Raw genomic sequence first — 25191 nt, 5'->3', positions numbered from 1 at the left:
ACTGATTCGGTTGACGATTCATTGCCCGCTATCATTGCCCGGAGCACTTTTAGAACGGGTACCTTCCTGGCTCCGCACCATCGCAGAGATCGACGAAAACCACCTTCGTACGCTTTGAACGTCGACGGCAGTACGGCATTCGTCTGCGAGGGTTCCAGCAATCAGGCAAAGAGCTTTGTAGCGCCACCTTTAACCGGTGGCCGTGCAAGGACTATAGGTTTCCGCAGAAGGCGCAACAAAGACCTTGTGGGTAGGGGGACATGCCTTTCAGGCATAGCAGGAGCGGGCGATATCCGTGATAGGTAGCCGCGAGACAGGCGCAAGCGCTCAGAACCCGACGGTGTTTTTTTAAGTCCTTTCAGCGTATGCAGGGTCCAGCCAAACAAGGCGGCGACTCACATCGCCCCTTCTCATTACTCATCCACAAGCGGCAGCGCAGCACGTCTCCCCACTCGCTCCGCGTTCCTGCGCTGCGCCCCAAACACCACCCCCGGCCGCATAAAAAACGTCATCCCCACCCCACAAACCATCACCCCGATAGAAAGCAAAAAAGTCACATCCCAGCTCCCCAACCGGTCAACCAGATACCCCGCCACGACCGGACTAACAATCGCCGCCGTGAACCCCGTCCCACTCATAATCCCGCTCGCTGTCCCAGACCGGTCATAAGCGATATCCATCGGCACAGCCCACATAGGCCCGATATTCATCTCATTGAAGAACATCGCCGCAGCGAGGAAAACCAGCGAATACATCGGATCGTGTATGAGCAGCACGGGCAGCAACGACAACCCCGTCAACGACATACAAACCGCAACCATATAACTGCGCGCCAGCTTCAAATTCCCAGTACGCCTTAGCAACCGGTCGCTGACCAACCCACCCACCAGATCCCCAAATACCCCCGCAACGAACACCCCGGAAGTAAACAGCACCGCCTTCTTGATGTTGAGATGGAAGCTATGCATGAAGTAAAGCGGCATCCAGTCGAGCATCAACCAGAGAATCCAGTTGTAGCAAAAGTAAACCCCAGACACCGGCAACAAACGCCGATACAACCGCAACCATGTCCCCGGTACTTCCGCGGGCCGAACCGTCGGCGGCGGCAAGCTACTGATTTCCGCAGCAGTAATCCGCGGATGATCCCCAGGCTTCTCGGTATAAGTCACATACCAAAGCACCAACCACCCAGCGCTAAGCGCACCGAGCAGATAAAACGAAAACCTCCAGTTAAACGCGGTCATCAACGCGAGCACGAGCATCGGCGCCACCGCGTTCCCTAACCGCGCCGACGAGTGAGTAATCCCTTGAGCCAACCCGCGTCTGTCGCGCGTCACCCACGAAGCCATCGCACTCGTAGACGCCGGAAACGTAGCCCCTTCGCCGAGCCCCAACAGCAACCGCGCCGCAACAAGCGTCCCGAACCCACCCGCCAATCCAGTCAACGTTGTCGCCACAGCCCAGATCAAGGCACAGGCGATCAACGTCCGTTTGGCCCCAAACCGATCGCTAACCCATCCGCCGATAAACTGAAACACCACATACGGATACGCAAACGCCGAAAAGACAAAACCCAACTGCGTATTGCTCAGCCCCAGTTCAGACTTGAACTGCCCGGCAGCGGTACTTATGTTGACGCGGTCGACGTAGGTGATGAAGTACATCAGGCACAGCATCACAAGGACGGTGGTGGTCGCCTTGAGCTGGAATCGTTTCATGTCGGTCTCCTCACGTTTCCGTGTCGTTATTTCTTTGAGCCCGAGGTGAAAGCGACCACGGCGTCCCTGAAGCGGGCGCTGCCGTAAACCTCTTCGATCAGGTCTTCATCATCGAGCCGTTGTTCGACGACAATGCGCCGCAAGCTCTCCTTAACCGCTTTCTGCGTAACCGGCGACAACGCAATAAGCCGCTCCGCTAACGCATGCGCAGCGTTGCCCAGTTCATCCTGTCCGCAAACGTCATAGACATACCCGCACGCCAGGGCTTCCTCAGCCGAGAGATATTCGGCGAGCATCAACATCTTCTTGACCCTGGGCACGCCAAAAGCCGCGTGCAACCGCGCAATATTGCGCGACGACAGCGTGTTGGAAAGCGTCTTGGCGATAGGCGCGCCAAACCGCGAGGCACCGCTGCACACGCGAAAATCGCAAGCTGTCGCCAGCGCGAGGCCGCCGCCCACGGCCCATCCATCGATCACAGCAACCGTAGGGACCGGGATCCGCTCCACCGCATCGATGACCCGCTCGACAAGCGCCTCATAAGCGACGCCATCGCGTCCATCGCGGAAGTCCTTGAAGTACGAGATATCGGTGCCCGAAATAAACGACTTGCCACCCGCGCCACGGAACAGAATGCAGCGCACGGCATCGTCGCTTCCGCACTCGCTGACCGAAGCCAGCAGCGATTCATACATCGCGATCGTCATCGCGTTATGCCGTTCAGGCCGGTCGATCACAATCTCAGCCGCCCCCGACTCATGGACGGTCAATCTGACGGGTTCGTTCATGGCTTGGTCCCGTTGATTTCGGCATAGATCTCGTCGTTGTGCTCGCCTAGCAGCGGCGGATGACGACGCACCGTCTGTGGCGTGCCGAGCATCTTGACGGCAAACCCGATGTTCTTGACCTTGCCTTCGTTCGGATGATCGATCTCCATGCACATGCGACGATGCACGGCGTGCTCGCTCTCGAACGCCTCTGGATAAGACAGAATCGGGCCGGCCGGAATGCCGGCGGCAAGCATGACGTCGACCCACTCCGCGCTGTCGCGCTTGCCGAATTCCTGCTCCAGCGCTTCGATCAACGCCTCGCGATTCTTCAACCGTAACGACACGCTCGCATAGTCAGGATGACTGACAAGATCAGGGCGCTCCAGTAACTCGCACAGCTTCTTCCACAGTTTCTGGTTGGTCGCGCCCATCACGAAGTAGTCGTCGCGTGCCTTCACCGCCTGATAGGGGGCGCTCATCTTGTTGCTGGTGCCGAGCGGGGTCGGCGGCACACCGGTGCCCCAGTATTCCGACATGTCCCAGATCGAGAACGCCATCACCGAATCGAACAGCGAGGCGTCGATATGCTGCCCCACGCCCGTCTTCTGGGCGCCTATGTACGCCGAAAGCACGCCGTACACGGCAAACAAAGCACAGCCGATGTCCGCCACCGGCACGCCGGCTTTAACCGGCTTTTCACCCTTGTAGCCGGTCACGCTCATCACGCCCGACATGGCCTGCGCCATCAGATCGAAGCCTGGTCGCGACGCCCACGGTCCGCTCTGACCGAAGCCCGAAATGCTGGCGTACACGATCTTGGGATTGATCTCCCTGATCGTCTCGTAGTCGATGCGCAGCCGCTGCACGACACCTGGCCGGTAGTTTTCCACGATCACGTCGGCAGTCTTGGCAAGCTCGTAGAAGAACTCACGTCCTTCGTCGCTCTTGAGGTCCAGTGTCAGCGAACGCTTGTTGCGGTTCATGTTCAGGAAGCCCATGCTGTCTGGCCCCTTCATCTTGAAGCCCATCGCGCCGCGCGTCTGGTCGCCTTCGAGGGGTTCCACCTTGATCACGTCAGCGCCCATGTCCGCGAGCAGCATGCAGGAAAACGGTCCCGCCATGACCTGGCTGACGTCCAGCACGCGGATGCCCTGCAGCGGTAGATGCGTCGATTGCGTCATCTCATGTTTCCTCGGAAAAAATGTTCAGTGGAGGCACGGCGTTAAAGCCGCGCGAAGCAGCAACCCGGCGGCACGCATAGCGCCAGCCACAGCTGCAATAAGGGATCAGAAAGAGGTTTGGGCAGCGGCGATAGCCGCAATGAGGACGCGCAATGGCATCTCGTCTCCAGGTAGTCGTTATGCGATCACTGTCGCCTACCGGGGGAGCCGCCGCAAGGATGAGGGAATCATGTCTGGTTTCGCGCCTCGCGAAACCGGGGAGGTCGAACTACGCCGGTTTGCGAAGAAGCTCGTCCACGACGTTGTGCAGGGTTTGCTGTTGCGCATGCCCTTCGAGACACGACAGAACGTAGTTGCGCTGATGCCAGTCGCCGACAAGTTCCACCGACGCCAGCGCCTCTTCAGGATGAAAACCGCGCAATACGTCAGGCGGCATCAATCCCACACCGAGCCCGTTGCGCACAAGCGCCAGCATCGTATCGAAGCCGGTGACGGTGAAATTGTTGGGAAACTCGCGCCCGCGGCTGCGATACGCGCGCTGCACGGCGGACAACACAGCGGACCCCTTGCCGAGGCTTACAACGGGCAAATCGAGAAACTCGTCGATGCCAACCGGCGCGTCAGGAAACCGGAAATGCGCGCGGCTATAGACCAGAACCAGCCGGTCCTCCCGGTACGGAAACTTCGGCAGATCCAGGAACCCGCTTTTGTTCTCGTAGATCCCCACGTCGATCACCTTGTCGCGCAGCAGCTGTTGCACGATCTTGCTGTTCTCTTCGACAACCTTCAGCGAGATGCGCGGGAATTTGCGCTGAATCGCAGCAATCTCACGAGCAAGAAACTGGATGACGACCGCCTTGGGCGCGCCGATGATAATGCGCCCGTCGAGCCCTTCGTTGAGCGCCCCTGCATCGCCTTCAAGTCGGTCGATGAGGTTGTCGATCTGCCGGATGTAGTCCAGCAGCTTGATACCGGACTCGGTGATCTCAACGCCATGCGGCACGCGCTGGAACAGTTTGATCCCCAGTTGCGCCTCGAGATCCGACACGCGCCGGGACGCAGCAGCCACCGCAAGGCTGAGTTTGTCGGCGGCCCGGGAAATGCTGCCTTCATCCGCGATGGCCAGGATCAGCCGGACTGTCGTCGTGTCGAATTTCACTGTAGTCAAAGTTGCTGAAGCGGTTCAGCCCTGTTCAGCCGTGGCCGCAGGTATAGGACGTCGCAGAGTAGCATTTTGCAAGAGGGCGGTGATTTGAACTCCGCTCTGGGCGGTGCGGCCCAAACCGTTCAGGAGCCGCTATGCCAAACTGGGCCAGAATCATCCGCCTGTTGCGCGGTGCACCATTCACCCGCGTTCGTGGGCCGGACCAACCGGACAGGAATACCTACGCCATGAATCTCCGAGCCCTGCAATACTTTGTTGTCCTCGCGGAGGAGTTGAATTTCAGCCGGGCGGCGGAGCGACTGCATGTGGCACAGCCCGCGCTGAGCCAGCAGATTCGCAGCCTCGAAGAGCGGCTGGGCGCGCAGCTCGTCGACCGGGGCAGCCGGCCGTTACGTCTGACCGAAGCCGGCAGCTATCTATGCACCGAGGCGCGGCAGATCCTCGCATCCTGTGAGCAGGTCGCGCTTGGCACTCGCGAAATTGGCCTTGGATCGCGTGGCTGGCTCAGCATCGGCTTCACGCGTTCGACGATGTACAGCGTGCTTCCGCCTGCGCTGAAAGCGTTTCACCAGGCCTATCCCCAGGTCGAGCTCAAGCTCTTCGAAATGCTGACCGAGGAGCAAGGCGACGCGCTGCGCGATCAGAGGATTCACATCGGAATCGGCAGACAGGCCACCGTGCTCCCCGGATGTACAACGTTGCCGCTACTGCATGAGCGCGTAGTGGTCGCGCTTGCGCCCGAGCATCCGCTGGCCGCGTCAGAAACCGTGCGCATCGCCGATCTCGCCGACACCCCGCTGATCCTGTATCCGAAGTACCCGCACGCGCAGTTCTCGCGATTCGTCGAATCGTTGTACCGCGACGCCGGCATTACGCCGCCTGTTGGCTATCGGGCGTACGAGATTCAGACGGCCATCGCGCTCGTTGCCGCAGGACTCGGCGTGACCTTTATCGGTGAATCCGTCGCGCGGCATGGCCGCTCCGACGTGGTCTATCGTCACCTTGACGGGCCGGTCTCGTCGCAGATCACCACGCTCACCGCACGCTTTCGCACGGACGACACCTCGCCGCATCTGCGCGCTTTCCTCGATTGCCTGCCCGAGTGCGACAGCAAGGAAAACGTCGCACTATAAGAAAAAACTTATACAAGAATAAGGAACACGTCTTGGACGCCCGTTGGCCCGGTTCCTTATGATGGGATTGGACTCGCGTCAAGGTAGTACTGTTGTTCGACCGACGCCTGAATAAACAGGCGCGCAGAAACATGATGGAGACGATGATGACCGATGCGATCGAAGCGGAGACCATGCGCAAAGTCTATAGGCGGCTGATGCCCCTATTGTTTGCGATGATGTTCTTCAACTACCTGGACCGGATCAATATCGGCTTCGCCGCGCTCGACATGAACAAGCAGTTGGGCTTTAGCCCGGCCGTGTTCGGTTTCGCCGGAAGCATCTTTTTCTTCGGCTACATGCTGCTCGAGGTTCCGAGCAACCTGCTGCTGCATCGCGTCGGCGCCCGTCGCTGGATAGCGCGCATTCTGCTGACCTGGGGCGCCGTAGCGGCCGCCACCGCATTTGTTTTCAACGACTCCAGCTTTTACATCCTGCGCTTCCTGCTGGGCGTGATGGAAGCGGGCTTTCTGCCCGGCGTGGCGGTGTATCTGACCAAGTGGTTTCCGGTGCGCTACCGGGCCCGGGCGGTGGGCGGATACATCATTGCCGGCTCGTTCTCTGCCGTGCTGGGCGGTCCCATCTCCACCACGCTGATGACCTACGGCAACGGCATCCTAGGGCTCAACGGCTGGCAGTGGATGTTCATTCTCGAGGGCGTGCCTGCCATGCTGCTCGGTCTGCTGACGCTGCGCATCATGACCGAGCGCCCGGCGGAGGCGGCGTGGCTCAGACCTGAACAGAAACAGTGGCTCGAATCCACGCTGGAAGCGGAGCGCGAAGCGCTTGGCGGACAGACGCATTTTTCCTTTCTGCGCGTGGCCGGGGATATCCGCGTCTGGAGTCTCGCATGCCTGTTCGGCTGCGCGCTCGTCGGAATTTACGGCCTGTTCCTGTGGTTGCCGCAGATCGTCAAAAGCCTCGGACACCTGAGCAATATCGAAGTCGGCTTTCTGTCTGCCGTCCCGCCGCTCCTTGGCGTACTGGGCACCTTCCTCATTAGCCGTAGCTCCGATCGCACCGGCGACCGGAAGAAGCATCTGGCTTTCGTGTATGGAATGAGCGCGCTCGCCATCGCCGGCAGTGCCTATGCGCCGAATCCGGTGATTGCCTACGTGCTGCTTTGCGTAACCGGACTCTTCATTTACGCGGGTAATCCGCTGTTCTGGAGTCTCGCCTCGTCGTTCCGCTCCGGCGCTGCGGGCGCCGCGACGATCGCGCTGATCAACACCGTAGCGCAGGTCGGCGGCCTGGTCGGTCCGTGGAGCATTGGGCTCGTGCGAAACGCGACGGGCAAATTCGATCTCGCACTCCTGACGATTGCCGCGTTTCTCGTGATCGCCACGATCATCGCGTTGGTGATGCGCGTGACGCCGCGTGAAAGCGATCTGGATTCGGTGCCGCCCAGCGACACGCACCCCGAAAATCTCCCCATCAGCCGCAACACTTAAAACCGCAATGATCATCGATTGCCACGGCCATTACACCACCTCGCCGCCCGAGCACGAAGCATGGCGCGCCAAACAGATCGCAGCCTTGAAGGACGGCACGCCGGTGCCGCCCCGTCCGGTCATCACGGATGAACAGATTCGCGAGAGCATCGAGCGCGGACAGCTGCGCGTTCAGCGCGAACGCGGCACGGACCTCACCATCTTCTCGCCGCGCGCAGCCGGGATGGGCCACCATCTGGGCACGGAAGACGCGAATGCGCGCTGGTCGCAGGAATGCAACGACCTGATCCATCGCGTGTGCGGATTGTTTCCGCGCAACTTTGTCGGTGTCTGCCAGTTGCCGCAAGCGGTCGGTGCAGCGCCGGCGAATTGCATCGCCGAGTTGCGTCGGTGCGTGGAGGAACTGGGCTTTATCGGCTGCAATCTCAACCCCGATCCATCCGGTGGTCACTGGAACGGCTTGCCGATGACCGACCGCTCGTGGTACCCGCTGTATGAAGCGATGGTTGAGCTCGACGTGCCGGCGATGATTCACGTGTCGTCATCGTGCAACCCGAATTTTCACGCTACGGGCGCGCACTACATCAATGGCGATACCTCCGTCTTCATGCAGTTGCTGAGCGCCGATCTGTTCGCCGATTTCCCGACGCTGCGCTTCATCATCCCGCACGGCGGCGGCGCGGTTCCGTATCACTGGGGACGCTATCGCGGCCTTGCTCAGGACATGAAGCGGCCGCTTCTCACCGAATACCTGATGAAAAACGTGTTCTTCGACACGTGTGTCTATCACCAGCCAGGCGCCGAGCTTCTCGCCAAGGTGATTCCGGTCGGGAACATCCTGTTTGCCTCGGAGACGATCGGGGCAGTGCAGGGCATCGATCCCGAGACCGGTCACTATTACGACGACACGCGGCGCTATATCGACGCGATTCCGTGGCTCACGTCCGCGGACCGGCAACGTATCTTCGAGGACAACGCGCGCGCGGTGTATGGGCGCCTGTCCAGTCAACTCGAACGCCAGCTTTCCTGAAAGGAGACTACTGTGACGAACCCCATTGGATGGCACCACAACGAATCCGCGCCGCAAGCCAGTCCGCAGATTCTCGAGACGTTGCGCGGCCTGGCCGTTTCGCTGCTGAGCGACAACATGGCGCGCGCGAGCGGCACGGTCGGGCTGCAGCCCTATCACCGGCCCAGGCCGATGGCTGGAACCGCAGTGACGGTCCGCACGCGCGGTGGCGACAACCTCGCGATCCATCGCGCTTTCGATTTTTGCCGGCCGGGCGATGTGCTGGTGATCGACGGCGGCGGTGACCTCTCGCAGGCGCTGATGGGCGAGATCATGTCTAGCTTTGCCGAGAGCCTGGGGGTTCAAGGTCTGGTGATCGACGGCGCCATTCGCGACGTGGGCGCGCTTCGGCAGGGCGATTTCCCCGTGTATGCGCGTGGCGTGACACACCGCGGTCCGTACAAGAACGGGCCTGGTGAGATCAATGTGCCGGTGTCGGTGGGGGGCATGGTCGTGCATCCCGGCGACATCATCGTCGGCGATGAAGACGGTGTGCTGGCGATCCCGGTCGCCGAAGTCGAGGCGGTGATTGCTGGGGCGAAGAAGCAGGGGGAGAAGGAGGCGGTGGCCCTGCAATCTATCGCGAGAGGTGAGTTCGACCGCGCGTGGGTCGTTCCGCATGAAACGCGGATGATGGGCGGCTGAGCCTTGGAAAAACCGCCCGGCACGCGGCGCGGCGGCGGGCAGGTCAGGCCGCGTGCGCGCCGGTGCGTCACTGCGTACGGCACCGCGTAGGGTACGGCGCGCGGCGCCGCTCATCACAGTCCCTTCATTTACCCGTTGCCGCCGCGTCCGTATCGCCCTTGAACACGGTCCGCCAGTCGTCCTTCATATCGATCAGCAGCCAGCCCTTCACATTCGCTTCCCGCAGTCCCTTATCCAGCTTCCCGCTGCGTGCCGTCTGATCGTAGGCATATTCGCGCTGCGCGTCTGTGTGATGCAGCAGGGCCGCAAAACGCGGACCGTTGCCCGAGGTGGTCCATTCGAGCATCGGCAGGTCGCCGTCGGCATTGCCGAACGCCATTAGCGGCCGGCGCCCGATCACGGCCTGAATGGTCTGCGCTTTCATCGCACCGTCGTTGAGCGTGTCGACCTGCGCGAGCCGGGTCAGTGTCGCCGTGCCGTTCGTCAGCCCGTACTGATAACGAACCGTGCTGCCGATCACGTCTTCAGGCGGCACGCCGTACATGCTCTGCGAGATCGTGCGAACGAATTCGACACTGTCGGCCGAGACGATGTACGTTCGGAAGCCGTTGGCTCGCAGGTAAGCGAGCAACTCGACCATCGGCTGATACGCGAGCGCCGTATAGGGCCGGTTGAAGCGCGGGTCGCTCGCGGTGTCGAACCAGTCGTGCACCATCGAGGCGAAACTGTCCGTCGTCATACCCGCGTGGGTAGCAGCCAGCAGCTTCATCGCTCCGGCGTTGCCGCTGCTTGCTACCGGTTTCAGATTACCGCGCAGGATCGACCGGAACGGCTCCTGGCGTTTCCACTCAGGATGATGCGGCGCAAGCGTCTTCACCTGTTGCAAGGTGAAGACGAGTTGCACGGAGGCGGGTTGTTCGACCCAGAGCGTGCCGTCCAGATTGAACACTGCAATCCGCTCGGCGCGCGGCACGAAGTCCTTCGATTCGGGCGTCGTCACGCGCGTGACGAAATCGATGATCGAACGCTCCGCCGGGGTGTCGTTCCACGATGCCATGGTCGAATTGCTGGAAGGCGCGCGGGCGGGACGCGACCCTTGCGTCCCGCTCGGGTGGGGCGTGGTCGTGCACGCGCAGAGAACGACGACGGTCAAGCCGATCCAGGATCTGCGCATCAAGCCAATCATGAAAGCCTCGTGAGTATGTGATGTCGTGCGGCGCTCGGTGCGCCGCTAGTCTTTTCGCGCCTACTAGATAGCACATCCGGCGCGTTTATTTAACGGTTTGCCACGTATTTTGCCGACGCCGGGTGGCGGTGGACACCTGCACGTCGAGTTCAGACCCTGGTTCGCCTGCCCTGGCCGGGTTGCCACACGCGCCGGGACAAATTGTTTTTATATTCGAATCAATTCCTTGAAATTGATGTCGCTATTTCAAAAGGAGATTTGTTTTGGCCGTTTTTAAGCATAATAAAAACTGGAAAGACAGGCTTTCGTTCGTGTTACAAATTTATTTCCATATTTTTTGAAAACGTTTGCTAGTATTTTCAGGCGATGACAGTGATCGACTAAAACTCCTGGCATCTATTTTGGGCCCCCGCGAGACTCGTCCGGGGCGTGCTTTGGCTTTCAGGCCATTCCCCCACGCGCAAGTGAGAAGGGGCCATTAGCGCTTGATCCAGTATTAACCGAATACCCGATTTAATAGTCAGACTTCTATTTGCGTCATGCAAATGGATACGCTCGTTTGTCCATTGCCGTAAAGCCGGAAAATCCAATGACCACGAAGCGATGTCTTGCAGCGAGTACGATGTTGTGGGCGGCGGCATTCTCGTCAGGCGCTTATGCGCAGGCTTCGGCAGACGACGCCAACAAGAGCAATAACCCGCTGAATCTGGCGCCCTCATTCAACATCCAGGACTACTACACCCCGAGCCTGTTCGGCGTCGGCGGTCACACCAACGACCTGCTGCTGCGGCCGACCGTTCCGGTGGGGCCGCTCGGACCGATCGGAGTGCCAGAGATTTTCCGCGCGACGGTGCCGATCAGCACGCGCCCGGACCCGACCGGCGGCTACAACACCGGCCTCGGCGACATTAACCTGTTCGACATCTTTCTGCTGTCGCAATCGGACGTGCAGATCGGCGTCGGTCCACTGATCACCGCGCCCACGGCCACCGACCCAAGTCTCGGCACCGGCAAATGGCAGGGCGGTCTGGCAGCCGTCGCCGTCAATGCGACCCCCGCGCATCTGCTCGGCGCACTGGTTCAGTGGCAACACTCGTTTGCCGGTCAAAGCGGCCGGCCGACTACCCAGTCGCTTACCACGCAGCCGTTCGCCATCTTCAACCTGCCCGGCGGCTGGTACATCCGTTCCACCGGTATCTGGAGCTTCGACCTGCAGCACGGCACGTACTACATCCCCGTCGGCCTTGGCGCGGGCAAGGCATGGAAGAGCGGTTCGACCATCTACAACGCGTTCATCGAACCGCAGTATTCCGTCGCCCATTCCGGTGCGGGCCTGCCGCAAGTGACGATTTTTGCCGGAATCAACCTGACGTTCGGCAAGTAGCCAACCCCCTCCGGGAGATGCCTATCCATGAAAATATCCAGGCTCCTGCGCCTTGGCGCGATATCGGCAGGGATGACGCTCATGACGCTCCCGCACCAGTACGCCGGTGCTCAGGCGAGCACCGCTGCAGCGACGATAACCGCATCACCCGAGGAGGCGCGCGGCATCGCCAAAGATGCGTACATCTACGCCTACCCGATGCTGTTCAACTACAAGACGCTGTACGAGCAGGTACTCGATGCCGGCTCGAAGTCCTACGTAGGTGGCTTCGGCAAATTTCGCAATTATTCGCGTCCGTACGGTCCCGAGAACAAGGAGATCGTCACGCCGAACAACGACACGCCGTACTCGTGGGCGTGGCTCGATCTGCGTCGCGAGCCCTGGGTGTTGACGGTGCCGGCGGTGAAGGACGACCGCTACTACGTGTTCCAGTGGATCGACCTGTTCACGTATAACTTTGCCTATGTCGGCTCGCGGGCTACGGGCAACGGCGCTGGTCATTACCTGTTTGCCGGTCCTGACTGGCACGGCGATACCCCGAAGGGCATCGACAAGGTGTTCCGCTCGGAGACAGACATCATCCTCACCCTGGGCCGCACTGCCTTGAATGGCCCGGCCGATGTGAAGAACGTCCAGGCGATCCAGAAGCAATACCAGCTCACGCCGCTTTCCGCGTTCGAACATACGAGCGCACCGCCGCCCGCGCCGAAGGTCACGTTCCCGAAGTGGGATGAGGCGAAAGCGACCTCGATCGATTTCATCTCGTACCTGAATTTCATGCTGCAGTTCACGCAGCCGACGGCACCATCTGAAGTGGATCTGATGCAGCGCTTCGCGAAGATCGGCATCGCACCGGGTCAGCCGTTCGATCCGGCCGCGCTGCCTGCCGCGACGCGCGAGGCCATCGAACAGGGCGTCGCCGACGGCAAAGCGGCGCTGGCCGACGCCGAGAAACACACGACCAGCTCTTACGATCTCTTCGGCAGCCGGCAGGATCTGAACGGCGATTACATGAAACGCGCGGTAGCCGCCGGGATGGGCATTTACGGCAACACGAAAGAAGAAGCGGTGTACGTCGGTACGCGTGTTAATGCCGATCACGAGCAATTGCTGGGCTCGCGACCTTACCTTATCCACTTCGACAAGAAAGACCTGCCGCCGGCGAAGTTCTTCTGGTCGATGACGATGTACGACCTGCCGGGGCGCCATCTGGTGGCGAACCCGATCAACCGCTATTCGATCGGCGACCGTACCAAGGGCATCAGATACAACCCCGACGGCTCGCTCGATATCTACGTCCAGCACACCACGCCCGGTGCTGATAAGGAGTCCAACTGGTTGCCCGCTCCCGAGGGTGCCTACAACGTGATTGCGCGCATCTATGGACCGGACGCGTCGGTATTCGACGGTACCTGGAAATTCCCGGCACCGCAAAAGCGATGAACTCAAATGGACGAGTCGGAGCCCGACATGAATAAGAAAGCTGCAACGTGGGTCACCGCGGCGGTGCTGGCGTCGCTCGCCAGCCCGATCCTGGCGCGAGCGCCGAGCGGTTCGCAGGCGCAGGCTGCAACCGCGCTCTCAGTTCCGGGCCCGGTTCCAGGCTATGCCATCTCGGAGGCCTACGCCCGGCTGGTGGCGCGCCAGACCTATTTCTGGGCGTGGCCGATGGTCAACGTCTACAACCGCCTGCTGGCCATGCAGAAGGTGCCGCAGTCGGGCCTGAATGGCGGAATCGTGCCGGTTGCGCCGCCTAACCACCTGTCGATGCTGCACGACTATATCGAGCCGCAGGAACGCTTCGTCGCGTGTCCGAATCAGGATGTGGTGTACGGCTCGGCCATCTTCGATCTGAACCAGACGCCCGTGGTGGTGCAGGTGCCGGATTTCGGCGAGCGCTTCTGGGTATATCAGGCCGTTGACTTGCGTACCGATGGCTTCGCCAGTCTCGGCAAGCTGTACGGTACGAAGCCAGGCTTCTATCTGTTCGTCGGACCTGACTGGCATGGACAGGTGCCCAAGGGCATCCGCCAGGTGTTCCGCTCCGGCACGGCGGTGGGCAGCTTCATTCCGCGCGTATTCATGGACGACACACCGGAAGACCGGGTGGCCGTTCAGGCGGTCATCAGCAAGGTGGGTCTGTACCCGCTGAGCGAGTACGACGGCAAGATGAAGGTGACCGACTGGTCGAAGCTGCCGAGCTTCGGCTCGGGTGACGCGAGTGCCGAAGAGATCAAATGGGTCGACCCTGCAAAGTTCTGGGACGAACTGCCGACGGTGCTCGAGCAGACCCCGCCACAACCTGGCGAGGAGGCGTTGTACGCCCAGGCGAAAGCGCTGCTGGCTGCCGCGCAGAAAGATCCTGCCATCAAGTCCGCGATCGTGGATGAGGCTGCGCAGACGGACGCCAGGCTGGTCGCGCCGCTCTTCAACTTCAACACGTTCGGCAAGCCTTTGCCTGCGCACTGGAACACCATCAGCAACGGCGCGGAATTCGGTACGGACTATTTCACGCGCACGGCGGTGGCGAAGTCGAACATTTTCGTCAACAAGCCCAACGAGACGAAATACTTCTATGCCGACTCCGACGCATCCGGCGCGCGCCTCAACGGCGCGCAGCGCTATACGGTCACTTTCCCGAAGGGGCAACTGCCGCCGGTCAAGGGCTTCTGGTCCTTGACGCTGTACAACGCGCATCACTTCTTCTCGCCGAACGATCAGAAGCGCTATTCACTGGGCACCAAGAACAAGACCCTGCAATACAACGACGACGGCTCGCTGACGATCTACGTGCAGAGTTCGACGCCGGGCGCCGGCAAGGAAGGCAACTGGCTGCCAGCGCCAGCCAACGAAGATTTTTCGCTTTACGTGCGGGCCTATTGGCCGGAACCGGCGGCGCTGGATGGCACGTGGACGCCACCCGGCGTTGTGCACGAAGCACAGTAGTAGATCGGGTTTTAAGTTGGGAATGACATAAGGGATACGAAGTAAATAACAACGATGCGGGCAACTGTCCTGGCCACGAGAGGTCAGGCGAAATTTGTGAGGATCGCCATGAATAAGCGTCGTCTCGTGTTTCGCGGTGGTTATCTTGTCGCGCGGTTTTCTGCTGGCGCGTTTGCTGTTGCCGCCGCCGGCCTGGCGTTTTCACCGCGGGCGCTGGCGACTGAAGGCGGTATCGGGCGCCCCATCACCGGCATGCAGATCGCGCCGTATGCCGGTATCGTGCCGCCCACGGACGACTGGATCATCTCGGTCACCTCGATCTACTACGAGGGCTCGCTTGGCGCGAGCAAGACGTTGCCGATCGCCGGGAAGGTCACGGCCGGCCTCGACTACCACATCTCGTACAACATCGTGAACGCGATCAAGACCTGGGGGATCACCGCAGGGGGGTGGAATTTTGCGTCGTCGTTTGGCGTGCCGCTGCAGTACACCGATGTTTCTTCCTTTCACGGCCGCTTGCCCGATGACCACGCCACGCAGTTTGCCGATATCTTCTTTACTCCGGTGGTGGCTGGTTATCACCTGACCAAGACCGACCACATCGCACTGAGCGTGCAGATCTATGCGCCCACCGGGGCGTACAACACCAGCCGGCTCGCCAACGCCGGGCAGAATACTTGGACGTTCACGCCGACCTTCGCGTACACCAAGTTGCTGCCGAAAGAGAACATCGAACTGTCGTTGAATTACGGGGTCGAGTTCTACACCGTCAATGACCAGACGCAATATCACAACGCGCCGATCAGCGTGCTCGATCTGCTGGCGCTCAAGCGCTTCGGTTCGGGCTGGGGTGTCGGCGTGGTGGGCGGCTATATCCAGCAGTTCGGTCACGACAGCGGCGGGATCGCGGACTTCGTGGGCGGGGCCGAAGGGCATTCGGTGGGCATCGGGCCGATGGTCACGTGGAACGGCAAGATCAGCAAAACCCCGGTCGGCGCGACGCTGCGCTGGGTGAATGAATTCAATGTGAGCAACCGGCCGAAGGGGAATTCCGTGGAATTGTCGTTGAATGCGACGTTCCAGTAGGGGGGCGTTGCTACTTGAACGCGCGGTCTTTTAGACCCTCCCGGAGTTGATGGAACACCGTCATATATTCGCTAATGCCGGTTTGCGCCGCGGCGTACTTCAAGCCGTCGAGTGCGAGAAGGTCCGCCCCGAACCGGCTTAGCGGACTGGCAGACGCGGGAAGCGTCATCGAATTGAAATTGCGGATACTCCACGCCGGTTGCGTGCTAAGTATGAGCGAGGCGATGCGTTCGATAATAAACACCTTGGCCGGCGCGAGCTGCCCCGCGTATTGCACATTGGCATTGAGTAAACCGGCCAGTCTTCCAGTCCCCGACTCGGCGACCTTGAAAATTAGGTCGCACATCTCAAGCCATTGCTTCCAGAACGTTGGCTTGGCAATCAGGTAATTGCAGAAGACGGTTTGTCGAGAAGTCATGATCAGCCGGTTGACATCGACTCCTGGGGCGATCAACTCCATAGCGCCTTCGATCGCGGGCAAAATCCCCGGATGAGCCCATGCGGCATGCTCGAAAACGTTCGTACAGAACGCGGCCATATCGTAAAACGGCGAGAATGTAACGACGTCTATGTCGTCCGGCGTACTGTCCATAAACTCCATGACCTGCGCAGAGGTCAGTTGCGCCTTCTGACCGAATTTCGGAGACAGGAAGCCGTATCTCTCTACTGGGTTCGCAGTATTACCAATGAAAAACTCGCGGATTGCCCAATATTCACGCCAATCGGGTCTTTGCCCAGTGTTGTCGAGCGGTAGAAAACCCGAATCGAGGGCTTCGCATGTCTCATCCGAGTAGTAAATCTGGTAGACGTTGTTCTTCATGATGGCGCTTGGACTATCTCAACCAAGTCGGTATCGAGCGATAGGCAAGATGGTGCGATGCGTTGATGTGGTGCATCCTCATCCGGCATCTCTCTGCAAGGATGTCGAGGGATCGTTGCGTGTAAATGGTCACGTGGCCATTGCGCGGCGCGATATACCAGAAGTGCGCCGAACGCGGCGGCAAGGTGTCGACCACGAACGTCGAGAAAAACATTACACCGTCGTCTTTCAGGAATGAGGTTGACTCTGAGAGTGTCTCGAAGGGCGTCGGCGAGTGCTCCATGACCTCGAACGCCGTCACCAGATCGAATTTCATACCGTGTGGCTTTGAGCTTTCCGCATTTGTTTCCATGGGGTCCCATGTGCGCGCTTCGTAGCCGTCACGGGAAAAAATCTCGGAAAGATGCCCATTGCCGCCGCCGTAGTCGAGGATCTTGACGGCCTTGTTGCTTCGGCAGAACTGCCCGATAACCAGACGGTTTTCCTCGGGGCGAACGGAGATATAGTCTGGATCGATACTTGTGTAGCTATCGTTGTAGATATAATCCAGGAAATCCTGCTTCGACCATTGATCGAATGCGGCGGTGAAGATCAGTCCACAGTCGCTGCATTGATGGTAGTAAACCGGTATGCCGGTGAGCGGTAAAAACTTCCCTTTGCTTTCCTCGCAGCTCTTGTTGAAATCTACTACGCCATATAAGTGGCTGACGGAGTCGCAGATCTTGCAGCTGATGGTCTGTTGACGTGCTTGCTCGTCGAGCGTTTTCATAGTGTCTGCCATATTCCGTGCCGTCAGGCGCTTAACACAAAGCTTCTGTTAAAGACCGACGCATCGTTGCTCAAGATCAAACTCTTGTTAAAGAACGACTCCAGCAGCGTGGCAAGTCCGCGGGTTGTAATGAACTGCCCGGTCTTTCCGCCTGTGGGCACAACGTTCGGAACCGGCTCGAACACTTCAAGGAAGCGACTGGTCTGAAGCGCTTCGGCAACCGCAAAGAAGAACGACTGATTGCCGATGTACAGCGGCGCGTTCGCAATGACGTCGCAAGCATCCAGCGCGCTGGACGTTGCGATATGCTCAACCTTAATGCCTATATTGCGTAGGCAAAATTCGAAAAATTCGTGTTCAAGTCCTAGGAATCCGACCTTGAGTGAGAGTTGGTCCACTATTCTGTAGTCGATCGCGTTGTTCAGATACCGAGTTGACCGGCCGAAGACAATGTCGTGATCCGGTTTCTTCCGCGAGAGGCGTGGCTCTATCCACCGTGCGGGTCCGTCGGAAAGAGAGCCAAATGCCTTCGAATAATAGTCCTTAATATTGCCGGCGGCCACGTTCAGTCCACCAGTGCGGATGAGGTCGAAATCGACCGCGGAGGCGGGGATTTTGTCCTCTTCGACAAAATGGATCTCGTCAAAGCATGACTGATGTTCCAGCAACGGCTTCACGTAATCGAACATCGCGGCGCTGACCATAAATCTACCGCCAACATGTTTCAGTCCAGGCGGCCGGCTCGCAAGTTTGTTCTTCGTGACGTACAGACGGATCCTCTCGGCGTTTTGCCGTCTCATGAGGAACAACATTGTGGGGATCGAATAAATGATATCCCCGAGTTCGCCTGAATGCTTTATCTCTATTATCATGTCCGGATCCGGTAATCTGACCGACGTTCTAAAAGCCCACTAACCTGATCGCAGCAAGATCACTGAAACGATGCTGCGCGACGCCCGCTATTTTTGTAGCGGAACAGTGTCCAATACATCGAATGACTCGGGCGTAAGACCCTCACACCACCGTCGCCACATGACACGGAGCGCAGACGTAGCAGCTTCGGCAATTACTTGAGGCTGGAACATCGACGATTGCTTACAGCGGGCGCGCATGCCGGCTCGCAGCGCGGCGAGCCTCGGCAGATCCGACGCTAACGCAGCGGCGCGGCGCACATAATCCTGCCTGTCGGTCGCAATGAAGCTCTCAAGTCCGACGTGAGACATGGCTGTTAGTCCGCTACGCCCCGGCACAGTGTCGCCGGGCAGCGTAATGGTCGGCACGCCCATCCATAGCGAGTGGAGTCCCGTGGTAAGGCCCGAGTACGGGAAGCTGTCGAGACAGATGTCGACGTGATGATGCTGCTGCAGATAGACGGGTACACTGGCGCGCGCCCGGAACTCGATACGCTCGGGCGTTATCCCGTCCTCGGCGAACCATTCAGTGAATTGGCCGCGACTACCGTCGCTCGGCATCCCGCCGATCAGCAGTTTCGAGTCGGGCATCGCATGAAGCAATTTGGACCACAAGGCGATAACGTCGCGACGCAGTTTGTCTACACGGTTGAAACTGCCGAACGTGACGTAACCTTTGTGTAGCGCCGGCAGCAGATTGACCGGTGGGCTCATCTGGTCCGCCACGAAAGGCGCGACGGCGGGCAGGTAGACGATTTTCTCAGTGAACTGGCTTCTGAACTGCTCGGATGGCACCCAGAAGCGATCAGCGATGAAGTAGTCCATCGCGCTCAAACCAGACGTGCCCGGATAGCCGATCCAGCTCGCCTGGATGGGAGCGGGTTTGCGTGCCAACGTGAGCAGGCGGTTATGAGCTGTGTGTCCAGACAGTTCGATCAGGATGTCAATGCGATCGCTGCGGATAAGCTCCGCCACCTCATCGTCCTTCTGGCCAAAGATATGGTGCCAGGTACTGAACTGTTTGCGAATGCGTTCGGTAACATGGTCTCGCATTGGCGTATTCGAATAGGCATACAACGACAGACTGCTGTCGGTGGAAAGGTATGGTAAGAGAGGTTCGATGAAATTGGCGACTGCGTGGTGACAGAAGTCGCCGGAGATAATGCCGACTCGGATCTGTCGATTCGGGTCTTTCGAATTAGTGTGTTTAGGCCAAAGCGGCTTAAGGGGTTGTTCGAAGTGTTCGCCGAAACTGGCGTGTTTTGCAAATACTTCGGCTGGCGTGACGTCCTCGCGAGCGGTGTAGCAAAAAGCTAGATTATTGTACGAGAGGTCGTGGTCGGGATCGAGTTCGATTGCTCGAGTAAAGCAGTTCGATGCTTCAACGAGCCGCCCCTGCTTGATATAAAGAACGCCAAGCGTGCAGTGGGTGATGGCGGAGTCAGGTGTGACTTGCGTCGCCTTGAGGCAGACTTCTTCCGCTTCCCGCATACGTTGCATGGACATGAGCGTGATACCAAGGATTCGGAGTCCCTCCACATGATTGGGGTCGAGCTTCAACAGGCTACGGCACGCCGCTTCGGCTTCCAGGTGACGGCCATTCGACTCATGCATGGCGGCCGCTGCCTGCAGCAGGTCGATGTCATCTGGCCAACGCTTGAGAGCCGTGATCATGTGTTCGGACGATTCGTCGTATCGCCCGCTGCGATATAGCAGGAGGGTCAGCAATTTCCAGCCAAATCCGTGGCCCGGATAGCGCTTGACGAGTCCGCGTGCCGCGACGATCGCTTCCGCGGTGCGGCCGGCATTGTAGAGGTTCCGATAGCGTTCGAGTTCCCGGTCATCCGGTGCTGCTTCGATCTCGATTTTGGACGGATGCATGGCTTCATGCGTGGATTCGGATGCGATCGCTGCGTCCGCGACTAGGGCGGCTTCCTTGTTGGCGGCATTGGGCGAGGATTGATTCTGCAGGATCTTGTAGGTACCTGCGCTGGACATCGCTGTCATAATTGCGATGAGGTTATCCACCGTCGGGCCGCTCAATCCCCGCTGTTGGCCCATTTCCAACGCCATCCAGGCAGCTTTGATTTGTCCCGACTGCACTAGCGCGTCGATGTAATTCGCCCAGTACTGCTTCTGGTTCGGATCTTCTCCCAATGCTCTTTCGAGGTAGGGCACAGCGGCTTCAGCCTGCCCCAGCCGGATGGCAACCACACCTAACTTGTGATTGGCATCGGGGTGATTGGGATGGAGAGCGAGTACTTCCTGATAGCACCGGCCTGCATCAGCGAACTTACGGTTCCCGTCCAGCAATAGACCTTCCTGCATAGCTACGGCCGCCCGTCGTTGACGCTTCAGGGCATCGTTGCATGGCAAAAGCTCGGTTGCCGTCGTAAGTGCTGGCAGTGCGCCGACGAGGTCACCACGCCGAAGGTATGCGCCAGCGAGTGTTTCCCACCCGAACCCGTGCTCCGGCAGCAACTGGACCATCTGTCGAGCAAGTTCTTCTGCGTCGTCGTGGAAACCTTTTTCGGCAAGCGTTTCGATTGTGGCGATGAATTCGGCGGCGAGCGATTCACTCGTGTTGGAGTTCGATACACCGGTGGACTCGGCAGGGGCGGCGCCGACGCTGTTATACACCACCACGCCACGCGTGCGTGCCAGTTCAAGTACTTGAGCGGCCTTCTGACGCTGGCCGGCGAGGGCGAGTGCTTCGGCATAGACGGCCCAGTAATCGGGCCGCTCTGGAGCGGCTGAAACGGCTGCTTCGAAGAAACGTAAGCCCTCTTCTGGACGCTCTAGCTGGACGGCGAGGATCCCGAGGTTGTGGTTTACCTCCGGATTGTTCGGTTGCTTCTTGAGCATGGCGCGATAGAGCTGCTCGGCTTGAGGGAACTGCTCTGCCTGATGGTTGGCCATCGCCTGCTGTAAGTCGACATCGGTGTTCATTGTTGCCCTTTTGGATTGACGACGTATCGAGCCACGGGGCCCATTTTCGTCGACGGCGGCATGGGCGCGTCGACACCCAGGCAATCGCATGGCGATCTTGATACGTAGAGTTTAGAGATCCTCGGTATCTGTGATCCGGCGAGTAAAGGCCAGATTTGGCCGCTTTTCGCGTTCGACCCCGCGGTGTCAGCCACCACGGCGGAGGACGAAAAAAAGCCCGCGCGAAGCGGGCTTGAGGCGAACGAGCACGCCTGAACGACAGCGTGTTGTTGTTATTCTTTGATGGAAAACCCTATGGAACAGCGGCTGTTCTATCTCCGCAGCAGCGCCATCCGTTGATACTGGCTCGCCGAACGGCTGCGCTGTATCGCCGCGTGATATTCCGTTTCCATTTCGTCTCGCGATGACCTGGCGTCTTGCATCAGTGCGTTGTCGAGAGACTGGATCCGGCGGATCAGTTCGAGCGAAGCCGTGGTCTGCTGTGCGCGGATCGACATCAACAACGGCGAGCGCACGTCGGCCAGACGCGATGCTTCCTGCCAGTCGGCGAGGCTCGCTGCATGGCCGATAGCGAGAGTCAGTTCGTAGACCCGCTCGACGAGCTGGGTCTGGTCCATATCGTTGCGTTCTGCCGTCATTTAAGGGCTCCTTTACTCCGAGCTTGCGGTCGCCATGGCGCCCGCGCTGTTAGCACCGCCGAACAACTGGGTCAGGTATTCCGAATCCGAGTTGGTCGTCGCCATCAGGTTGTTCAGCGCGGTGAACTCGTTGTTGTACTGCGAGGTCAATTGCGCCGTGTAAGCCGCCAACGCCGTCTGCTGGGTCTGAACGCTCGTCATGTCGTCGCTGAGCTCGGTCGAACGGTCGGCAATGACGCCGTTCGTCCCCGTGAACGCGTTGATGCTGGTGTTCAACTGCTCGGCGATGCCGTTCGTCCCGTTGAAAACCGACGCAACCTGCGCGGGATCGTTGGTGACCGCGTTGGTGAGCGTGGTCGTGTCGATCGTCAACTGGCCGTCCGATTGCAGCGAAATGCCCAGTGCGCCCAGCGTCGAGCCCCCGGTGGTGCCGCTCACGATATTGCCCAGCGTGGTCTGGATCGTGGTGAGCATCGAGTCGCCCACCAGTGCCCCGTTCGCGCTCGATCCAGCCGACGAGAACGACGACAGCGACGACATGGCGCTTACGACGTTGTTGTACTCCGTGACGAAGTTCTCGATATCGCTTATCTGGGTCGACGTGTCCGTTGCGACGGTGATTGTTTGCGTCGAGTTAGCCGACTCGGCTGCGGCGGCCGTCAGATTGATCGTCACACCGGACAGGGCCGACGTGATCGAATTGCTGGCGCTAGTGGCTGCAGTCCCGTTGATCGTGAACTCGGCGTCTGCTGCGGATGTATTCTGGGTCCATGCAATGCTGCCCGCGGAGGTGACCGACGACTGGCCGCCCGTGCCACCCGAGTCATTGCCCGCGGTCGACGTGACGCCGAGGCTTGATATCCCATTGTCGCCGGACACGTTGCTGACGCTGACGTTGATGACGTTCGATGCGCCCGTCGCCGTTGAACTGAGCACCAGGTGGGAACCATTCGAGCCGGTGACGACGGAGGCCGAGACGGCGACGCCCGAGGTCGAGGCCTGACTGTTGATGGCGGCAGCGATGCCGCTCAACGAATCGTCCGACGAGGTGATATTGACGTTCATCGACTTGCCGCCGATCGACACGGCCAGCGTCCCGGTGCCCATGGCCGCTGCCTGGTCGGTGCTGAAGGCGCCTGACGACATGCTCTGCGAGGCTGCGACCTGCGACACGATCATTGTGTATGTGCCGGCCGCGGCGCCGGTGCCGGCAGTTGCCGTGATGCCCGTGCCGCTCGCGGTCGCGGTAAAGCTCGACTGCAGCGAGCCGTTGAAGAGCGGCGCCAGACCGATCTGCAGTTCCGACAACACGGCCGAGAGCGATCCGATCGCGGACAGCTGAGCTGTGTCGTTTGCCGATTCGGTCTCCAGCGCTGCTGTCTGACCCGCAACCTTCGCGTTGACGAGTGTCGACACGAGTGAATTGACATCCAGCGAGGAATTGCCCGTCGAACCGGAAATGAGCGACTGTCCCGCTTCTGCCAGGGCCGCGGAGGCGGCGGCGGATGCGCTAGACGTCGCGCTCGAAATAGTTGACATGAATAAACTCCGTACGTGGCGTGGACCACGCGACTGGTGTCGTGTCTAAGGTGTCGGGTCCGTATGCGAGGCGGGAGGACAAGCCTCCCGTTTCAAATGCTTTCGCGGATGAGCCGGTTGGTGTAACGACCGGCTCACCCGCGTCTACTGCTCACGCTATTGCTAACTTACCGATTACTGCAGCAGCTTCAGAACTTGCTGCGGGTTGGAGTTGGCTTGTGCCAGCACCGAGATACCCGCTTGTTGCAGCACCTGTGCCTTGCTCAGGTTAGCCGTTTCTTGCGCGAAGTCCGCATCGGTGATCTGCGATTGTGCGCTCGACAGGTCGGTGGACTCATCTTGCTGCGACGTCGAGATGCCGGTGAAGCGGTTCTGTGCTGCACCCAGCGTTGCCTGAATGTTGCTGATGGTAGCCAGTGCGTTGTCGACCGTTTCCATCGCCAGGTTGGCGCCTTGCGTCGTGCTGATGTTGATAGCTGCAACCGACGTCGGTGCGTTGTTGACGTTGACGCTGTACAGCAGCGTACCGGACGTTTGACCGCCGCCGACACCCGTACCTGCCGCCGTGCTGCCGAACGTGCTAGTCGGCAGTGTGGTAGAAGCGAACGAGATACCTGAGCCGCTGGTGCTGAACAGGCCAGCGGTTGCACCCGTTGTCAACTGGTTGCCGTTCTGGTCGACGAACTCGATGCCGCCGTTGCCGTTTGCTTCGACGGTGACCGAGGTGATGGCGTTGGCGGTGCCCGTCGCAGCCGAAAGGCCAGTATTCGGATCAACGTTGATGCCCGAAATCACGCCAAATACTGTGCCGGCCGAAGTCGCTGTAGTCGATGCGGTAGCGGCGGCTTGGATGCCAGCCATTTCACCGGTAAGGCTCAGGCCGTTGGATGCACCTGTGCCGGCTGCCAGCGAGATCGACTGAATACCGCTGCTCGACGTCGTGGTCACGAACAGGTTCGAAACAGCCGTGCTCGACAGAGCCTGGTTGTTCTGGTCCGTGAACGTGAAGCCGCCCGTGCCGTTCGACACCACGTTGATTTGCGTGATCGCGCCAGCAGCGCCACCGGTGTTTTCTGCGCCGGTCGAGGTCAGGTCGAGACCCGTGATCGTGCCGAGCGTGTTGCCGGCTTGCACGAAACCACCACCCAGCGAAGCAGCCGACACGCCTTGGCTCAGGTCGAGGGCAACAGTCTGGCCGACGTTGGAGCCGACTTGAACGTTGATCAGGCCAGCCGAACCGTTCAGCAGGTTGATACCGTTGTACGTCGTTTGCGAAGCCAGGCGGTTCACTTCAGCAACTTGCTGCGCCACTTCCTGTTGCAGGGCTGCCTGGTTGGTCGACGACAGCGAGCCACCTGCTGCCTCGTTGGCGAGCGAGCGGATCGTTTGCAGGCTTTGCGTGATCTGGCTCAAACCGGTCGAAGCCGTTTCCACCATCGACACGCCGTCGTTTGCATTCGACACGCCCTGGTTCAGGCCGTTGATTGCCGTTTGCAGCGTTGTGGAAATTGCCAGGCCAGCAGCGTCATCTGCCGCGCTGTTGATACGCTTACCCGACGAGAGGCGAGTGATAGCTTGCTGGAGCGCATCGCCCGAGCTGTTCAGGTTTTCCTGAGCCACCAGCGAGCTGATATTACTGTTAATGCTGAGCATGAAAATCTCCCAAGAGGCTGTTGCCCTAAAGTTACTGCCACGTTGACATGGGCGGTGCACTCGTTCATTGCTGGCCGCCTCTGAGCAGGATGTCGGCGTGAGAAAAAAAAACTTGAGGGACTTTGTTCAACTCGGACCT

21 protein-coding genes are annotated in these 25191 nt (G+C 59.6%); 9 read left to right on the top strand and 12 right to left on the bottom strand.

What is annotated here, in order from left to right:
* Positions 1 to 413: 413 nt before the first annotated feature.
* The 4 genes from P3T24_RS16875 to P3T24_RS16860 all read right to left on the bottom strand — a co-directional run bounded on the left by P3T24_RS16875 (position 414) and on the right by P3T24_RS16860 (position 4828).
* Complete coding sequence (locus tag P3T24_RS16875) at positions 414 to 1718, bottom strand: MFS transporter (protein WP_429436257.1); 1305 nt, start codon at positions 1716 to 1718, stop codon at positions 414 to 416.
* 26 nt (positions 1719 to 1744) lie between these two features.
* The gene (locus tag P3T24_RS16870) at positions 1745 to 2506 is read right to left on the bottom strand and encodes an enoyl-CoA hydratase (protein WP_429436255.1); all 762 of its coding nucleotides are present in this window, start codon (positions 2504 to 2506) and stop codon (positions 1745 to 1747) included.
* Complete coding sequence (locus tag P3T24_RS16865) at positions 2503 to 3669, bottom strand: CaiB/BaiF CoA transferase family protein (protein ID WP_429406539.1); 1167 nt, start codon at positions 3667 to 3669, stop codon at positions 2503 to 2505. The genes P3T24_RS16870 and P3T24_RS16865 overlap by 4 nt, the downstream gene beginning before the upstream one ends.
* A 268-nt stretch (positions 3670 to 3937) precedes the next feature.
* Positions 3938 to 4828 (bottom strand): LysR family transcriptional regulator, encoded by an 891-nt coding sequence (locus tag P3T24_RS16860; RefSeq protein WP_429436252.1) that lies wholly within the window; start codon positions 4826 to 4828, stop codon positions 3938 to 3940.
* 233 nt (positions 4829 to 5061) lie between these two features.
* Between P3T24_RS16860 and P3T24_RS16855 the strand changes: the two genes are divergently transcribed.
* From P3T24_RS16855 to P3T24_RS16840, 4 genes are all read left to right on the top strand, one after another.
* On the top strand, positions 5062 to 5967 hold the full coding sequence (locus P3T24_RS16855) for a LysR family transcriptional regulator (RefSeq protein ID WP_074262903.1): 906 nt from the start codon (positions 5062 to 5064) through the stop codon (positions 5965 to 5967).
* A 146-nt stretch (positions 5968 to 6113) separates the two neighbouring features.
* Positions 6114 to 7457 carry an MFS transporter gene (locus tag P3T24_RS16850; protein ID WP_429287820.1) on the top strand — a complete coding sequence of 448 codons (1344 nt, stop codon included), beginning with the start codon at positions 6114 to 6116 and terminating at the stop codon, positions 7455 to 7457.
* A gap of 7 nt (positions 7458 to 7464) precedes the next feature.
* A complete protein-coding gene (locus P3T24_RS16845) occupies positions 7465 to 8487 on the top strand; it encodes an amidohydrolase family protein (RefSeq protein ID WP_429436249.1) in 1023 nt (340 codons plus the stop codon).
* A gap of 12 nt (positions 8488 to 8499) precedes the next feature.
* Positions 8500 to 9171: an RraA family protein gene (locus tag P3T24_RS16840; protein WP_429436247.1), complete on the top strand. Its 672-nt coding sequence runs from the start codon at positions 8500 to 8502 to the stop codon at positions 9169 to 9171.
* Positions 9172 to 9295: 124 nt separating this feature from the next.
* On the opposite strand, the gene P3T24_RS16835 is transcribed toward P3T24_RS16840, so the two are convergent.
* Positions 9296 to 10228: an HAD family hydrolase gene (locus tag P3T24_RS16835; protein WP_429436244.1), complete on the bottom strand. Its 933-nt coding sequence runs from the start codon at positions 10226 to 10228 to the stop codon at positions 9296 to 9298.
* Between P3T24_RS16835 and P3T24_RS16830 the strand changes: the two genes are divergently transcribed.
* From P3T24_RS16830 to P3T24_RS16810, 5 genes are all read left to right on the top strand, one after another.
* Positions 10227 to 10370, top strand: coding sequence for a hypothetical protein (locus P3T24_RS16830; RefSeq protein ID WP_429287738.1), 144 nt, complete (start codon positions 10227 to 10229; stop codon positions 10368 to 10370). The two genes, P3T24_RS16835 and P3T24_RS16830, sit on opposite strands and share 2 nt — an antisense overlap.
* A 576-nt stretch (positions 10371 to 10946) precedes the next feature.
* Positions 10947 to 11741 (top strand): hypothetical protein, encoded by a 795-nt coding sequence (locus tag P3T24_RS16825; protein ID WP_429436242.1) that lies wholly within the window; start codon positions 10947 to 10949, stop codon positions 11739 to 11741.
* Positions 11742 to 11822: 81 nt separating this feature from the next.
* On the top strand, positions 11823 to 13184 hold the full coding sequence (locus P3T24_RS16820) for a DUF1254 domain-containing protein (protein ID WP_429436239.1): 1362 nt from the start codon (positions 11823 to 11825) through the stop codon (positions 13182 to 13184).
* A 27-nt stretch (positions 13185 to 13211) separates the two neighbouring features.
* Positions 13212 to 14687 carry a DUF1254 domain-containing protein gene (locus P3T24_RS16815; protein WP_429436238.1) on the top strand — a complete coding sequence of 492 codons (1476 nt, stop codon included), beginning with the start codon at positions 13212 to 13214 and terminating at the stop codon, positions 14685 to 14687.
* 108 nt (positions 14688 to 14795) lie between these two features.
* Positions 14796 to 15773 (top strand): SphA family protein, encoded by a 978-nt coding sequence (locus P3T24_RS16810; RefSeq protein WP_429436235.1) that lies wholly within the window; start codon positions 14796 to 14798, stop codon positions 15771 to 15773.
* A gap of 10 nt (positions 15774 to 15783) precedes the next feature.
* On the opposite strand, the gene P3T24_RS16805 is transcribed toward P3T24_RS16810, so the two are convergent.
* From P3T24_RS16805 to P3T24_RS16775, 7 genes are all read right to left on the bottom strand, one after another.
* Positions 15784 to 16593, bottom strand: coding sequence for a hypothetical protein (locus tag P3T24_RS16805; RefSeq protein ID WP_429436233.1), 810 nt, complete (start codon positions 16591 to 16593; stop codon positions 15784 to 15786).
* A gap of 13 nt (positions 16594 to 16606) precedes the next feature.
* A complete protein-coding gene (locus P3T24_RS16800) occupies positions 16607 to 17362 on the bottom strand; it encodes a class I SAM-dependent methyltransferase (RefSeq protein ID WP_429436230.1) in 756 nt (251 codons plus the stop codon).
* 23 nt (positions 17363 to 17385) lie between these two features.
* Positions 17386 to 18234, bottom strand: coding sequence for a hypothetical protein (locus P3T24_RS16795; RefSeq protein ID WP_429436228.1), 849 nt, complete (start codon positions 18232 to 18234; stop codon positions 17386 to 17388).
* Between the two features lie 87 nt (positions 18235 to 18321).
* Entirely contained in the window at positions 18322 to 21222 is a 2901-nt protein-coding gene (locus P3T24_RS16790) for a tetratricopeptide repeat protein (RefSeq protein ID WP_429436225.1), read from the bottom strand.
* Between the two features lie 311 nt (positions 21223 to 21533).
* Positions 21534 to 21860: a flagellar protein FliT gene (fliT, locus tag P3T24_RS16785; RefSeq protein WP_254368724.1), complete on the bottom strand. Its 327-nt coding sequence runs from the start codon at positions 21858 to 21860 to the stop codon at positions 21534 to 21536.
* 12 nt (positions 21861 to 21872) lie between these two features.
* Positions 21873 to 23399 carry a flagellar filament capping protein FliD gene (fliD, locus tag P3T24_RS16780; RefSeq protein WP_429287749.1) on the bottom strand — a complete coding sequence of 509 codons (1527 nt, stop codon included), beginning with the start codon at positions 23397 to 23399 and terminating at the stop codon, positions 21873 to 21875.
* Between the two features lie 174 nt (positions 23400 to 23573).
* A complete protein-coding gene (locus P3T24_RS16775; RefSeq protein WP_429436222.1) occupies positions 23574 to 25052 on the bottom strand; it encodes a flagellin in 1479 nt (492 codons plus the stop codon).
* Positions 25053 to 25191: the final 139 nt, after the last annotated feature.

The organism is Paraburkholderia sp. GAS33, from assembly GCF_050436645.1.
GTDB lineage: Bacteria > Pseudomonadota > Gammaproteobacteria > Burkholderiales > Burkholderiaceae > Paraburkholderia > Paraburkholderia phenazinium_B.
Note: the sequence above shows the minus strand (reverse complement) of the source record. Positions and strands in the feature narration are given on the sequence as shown.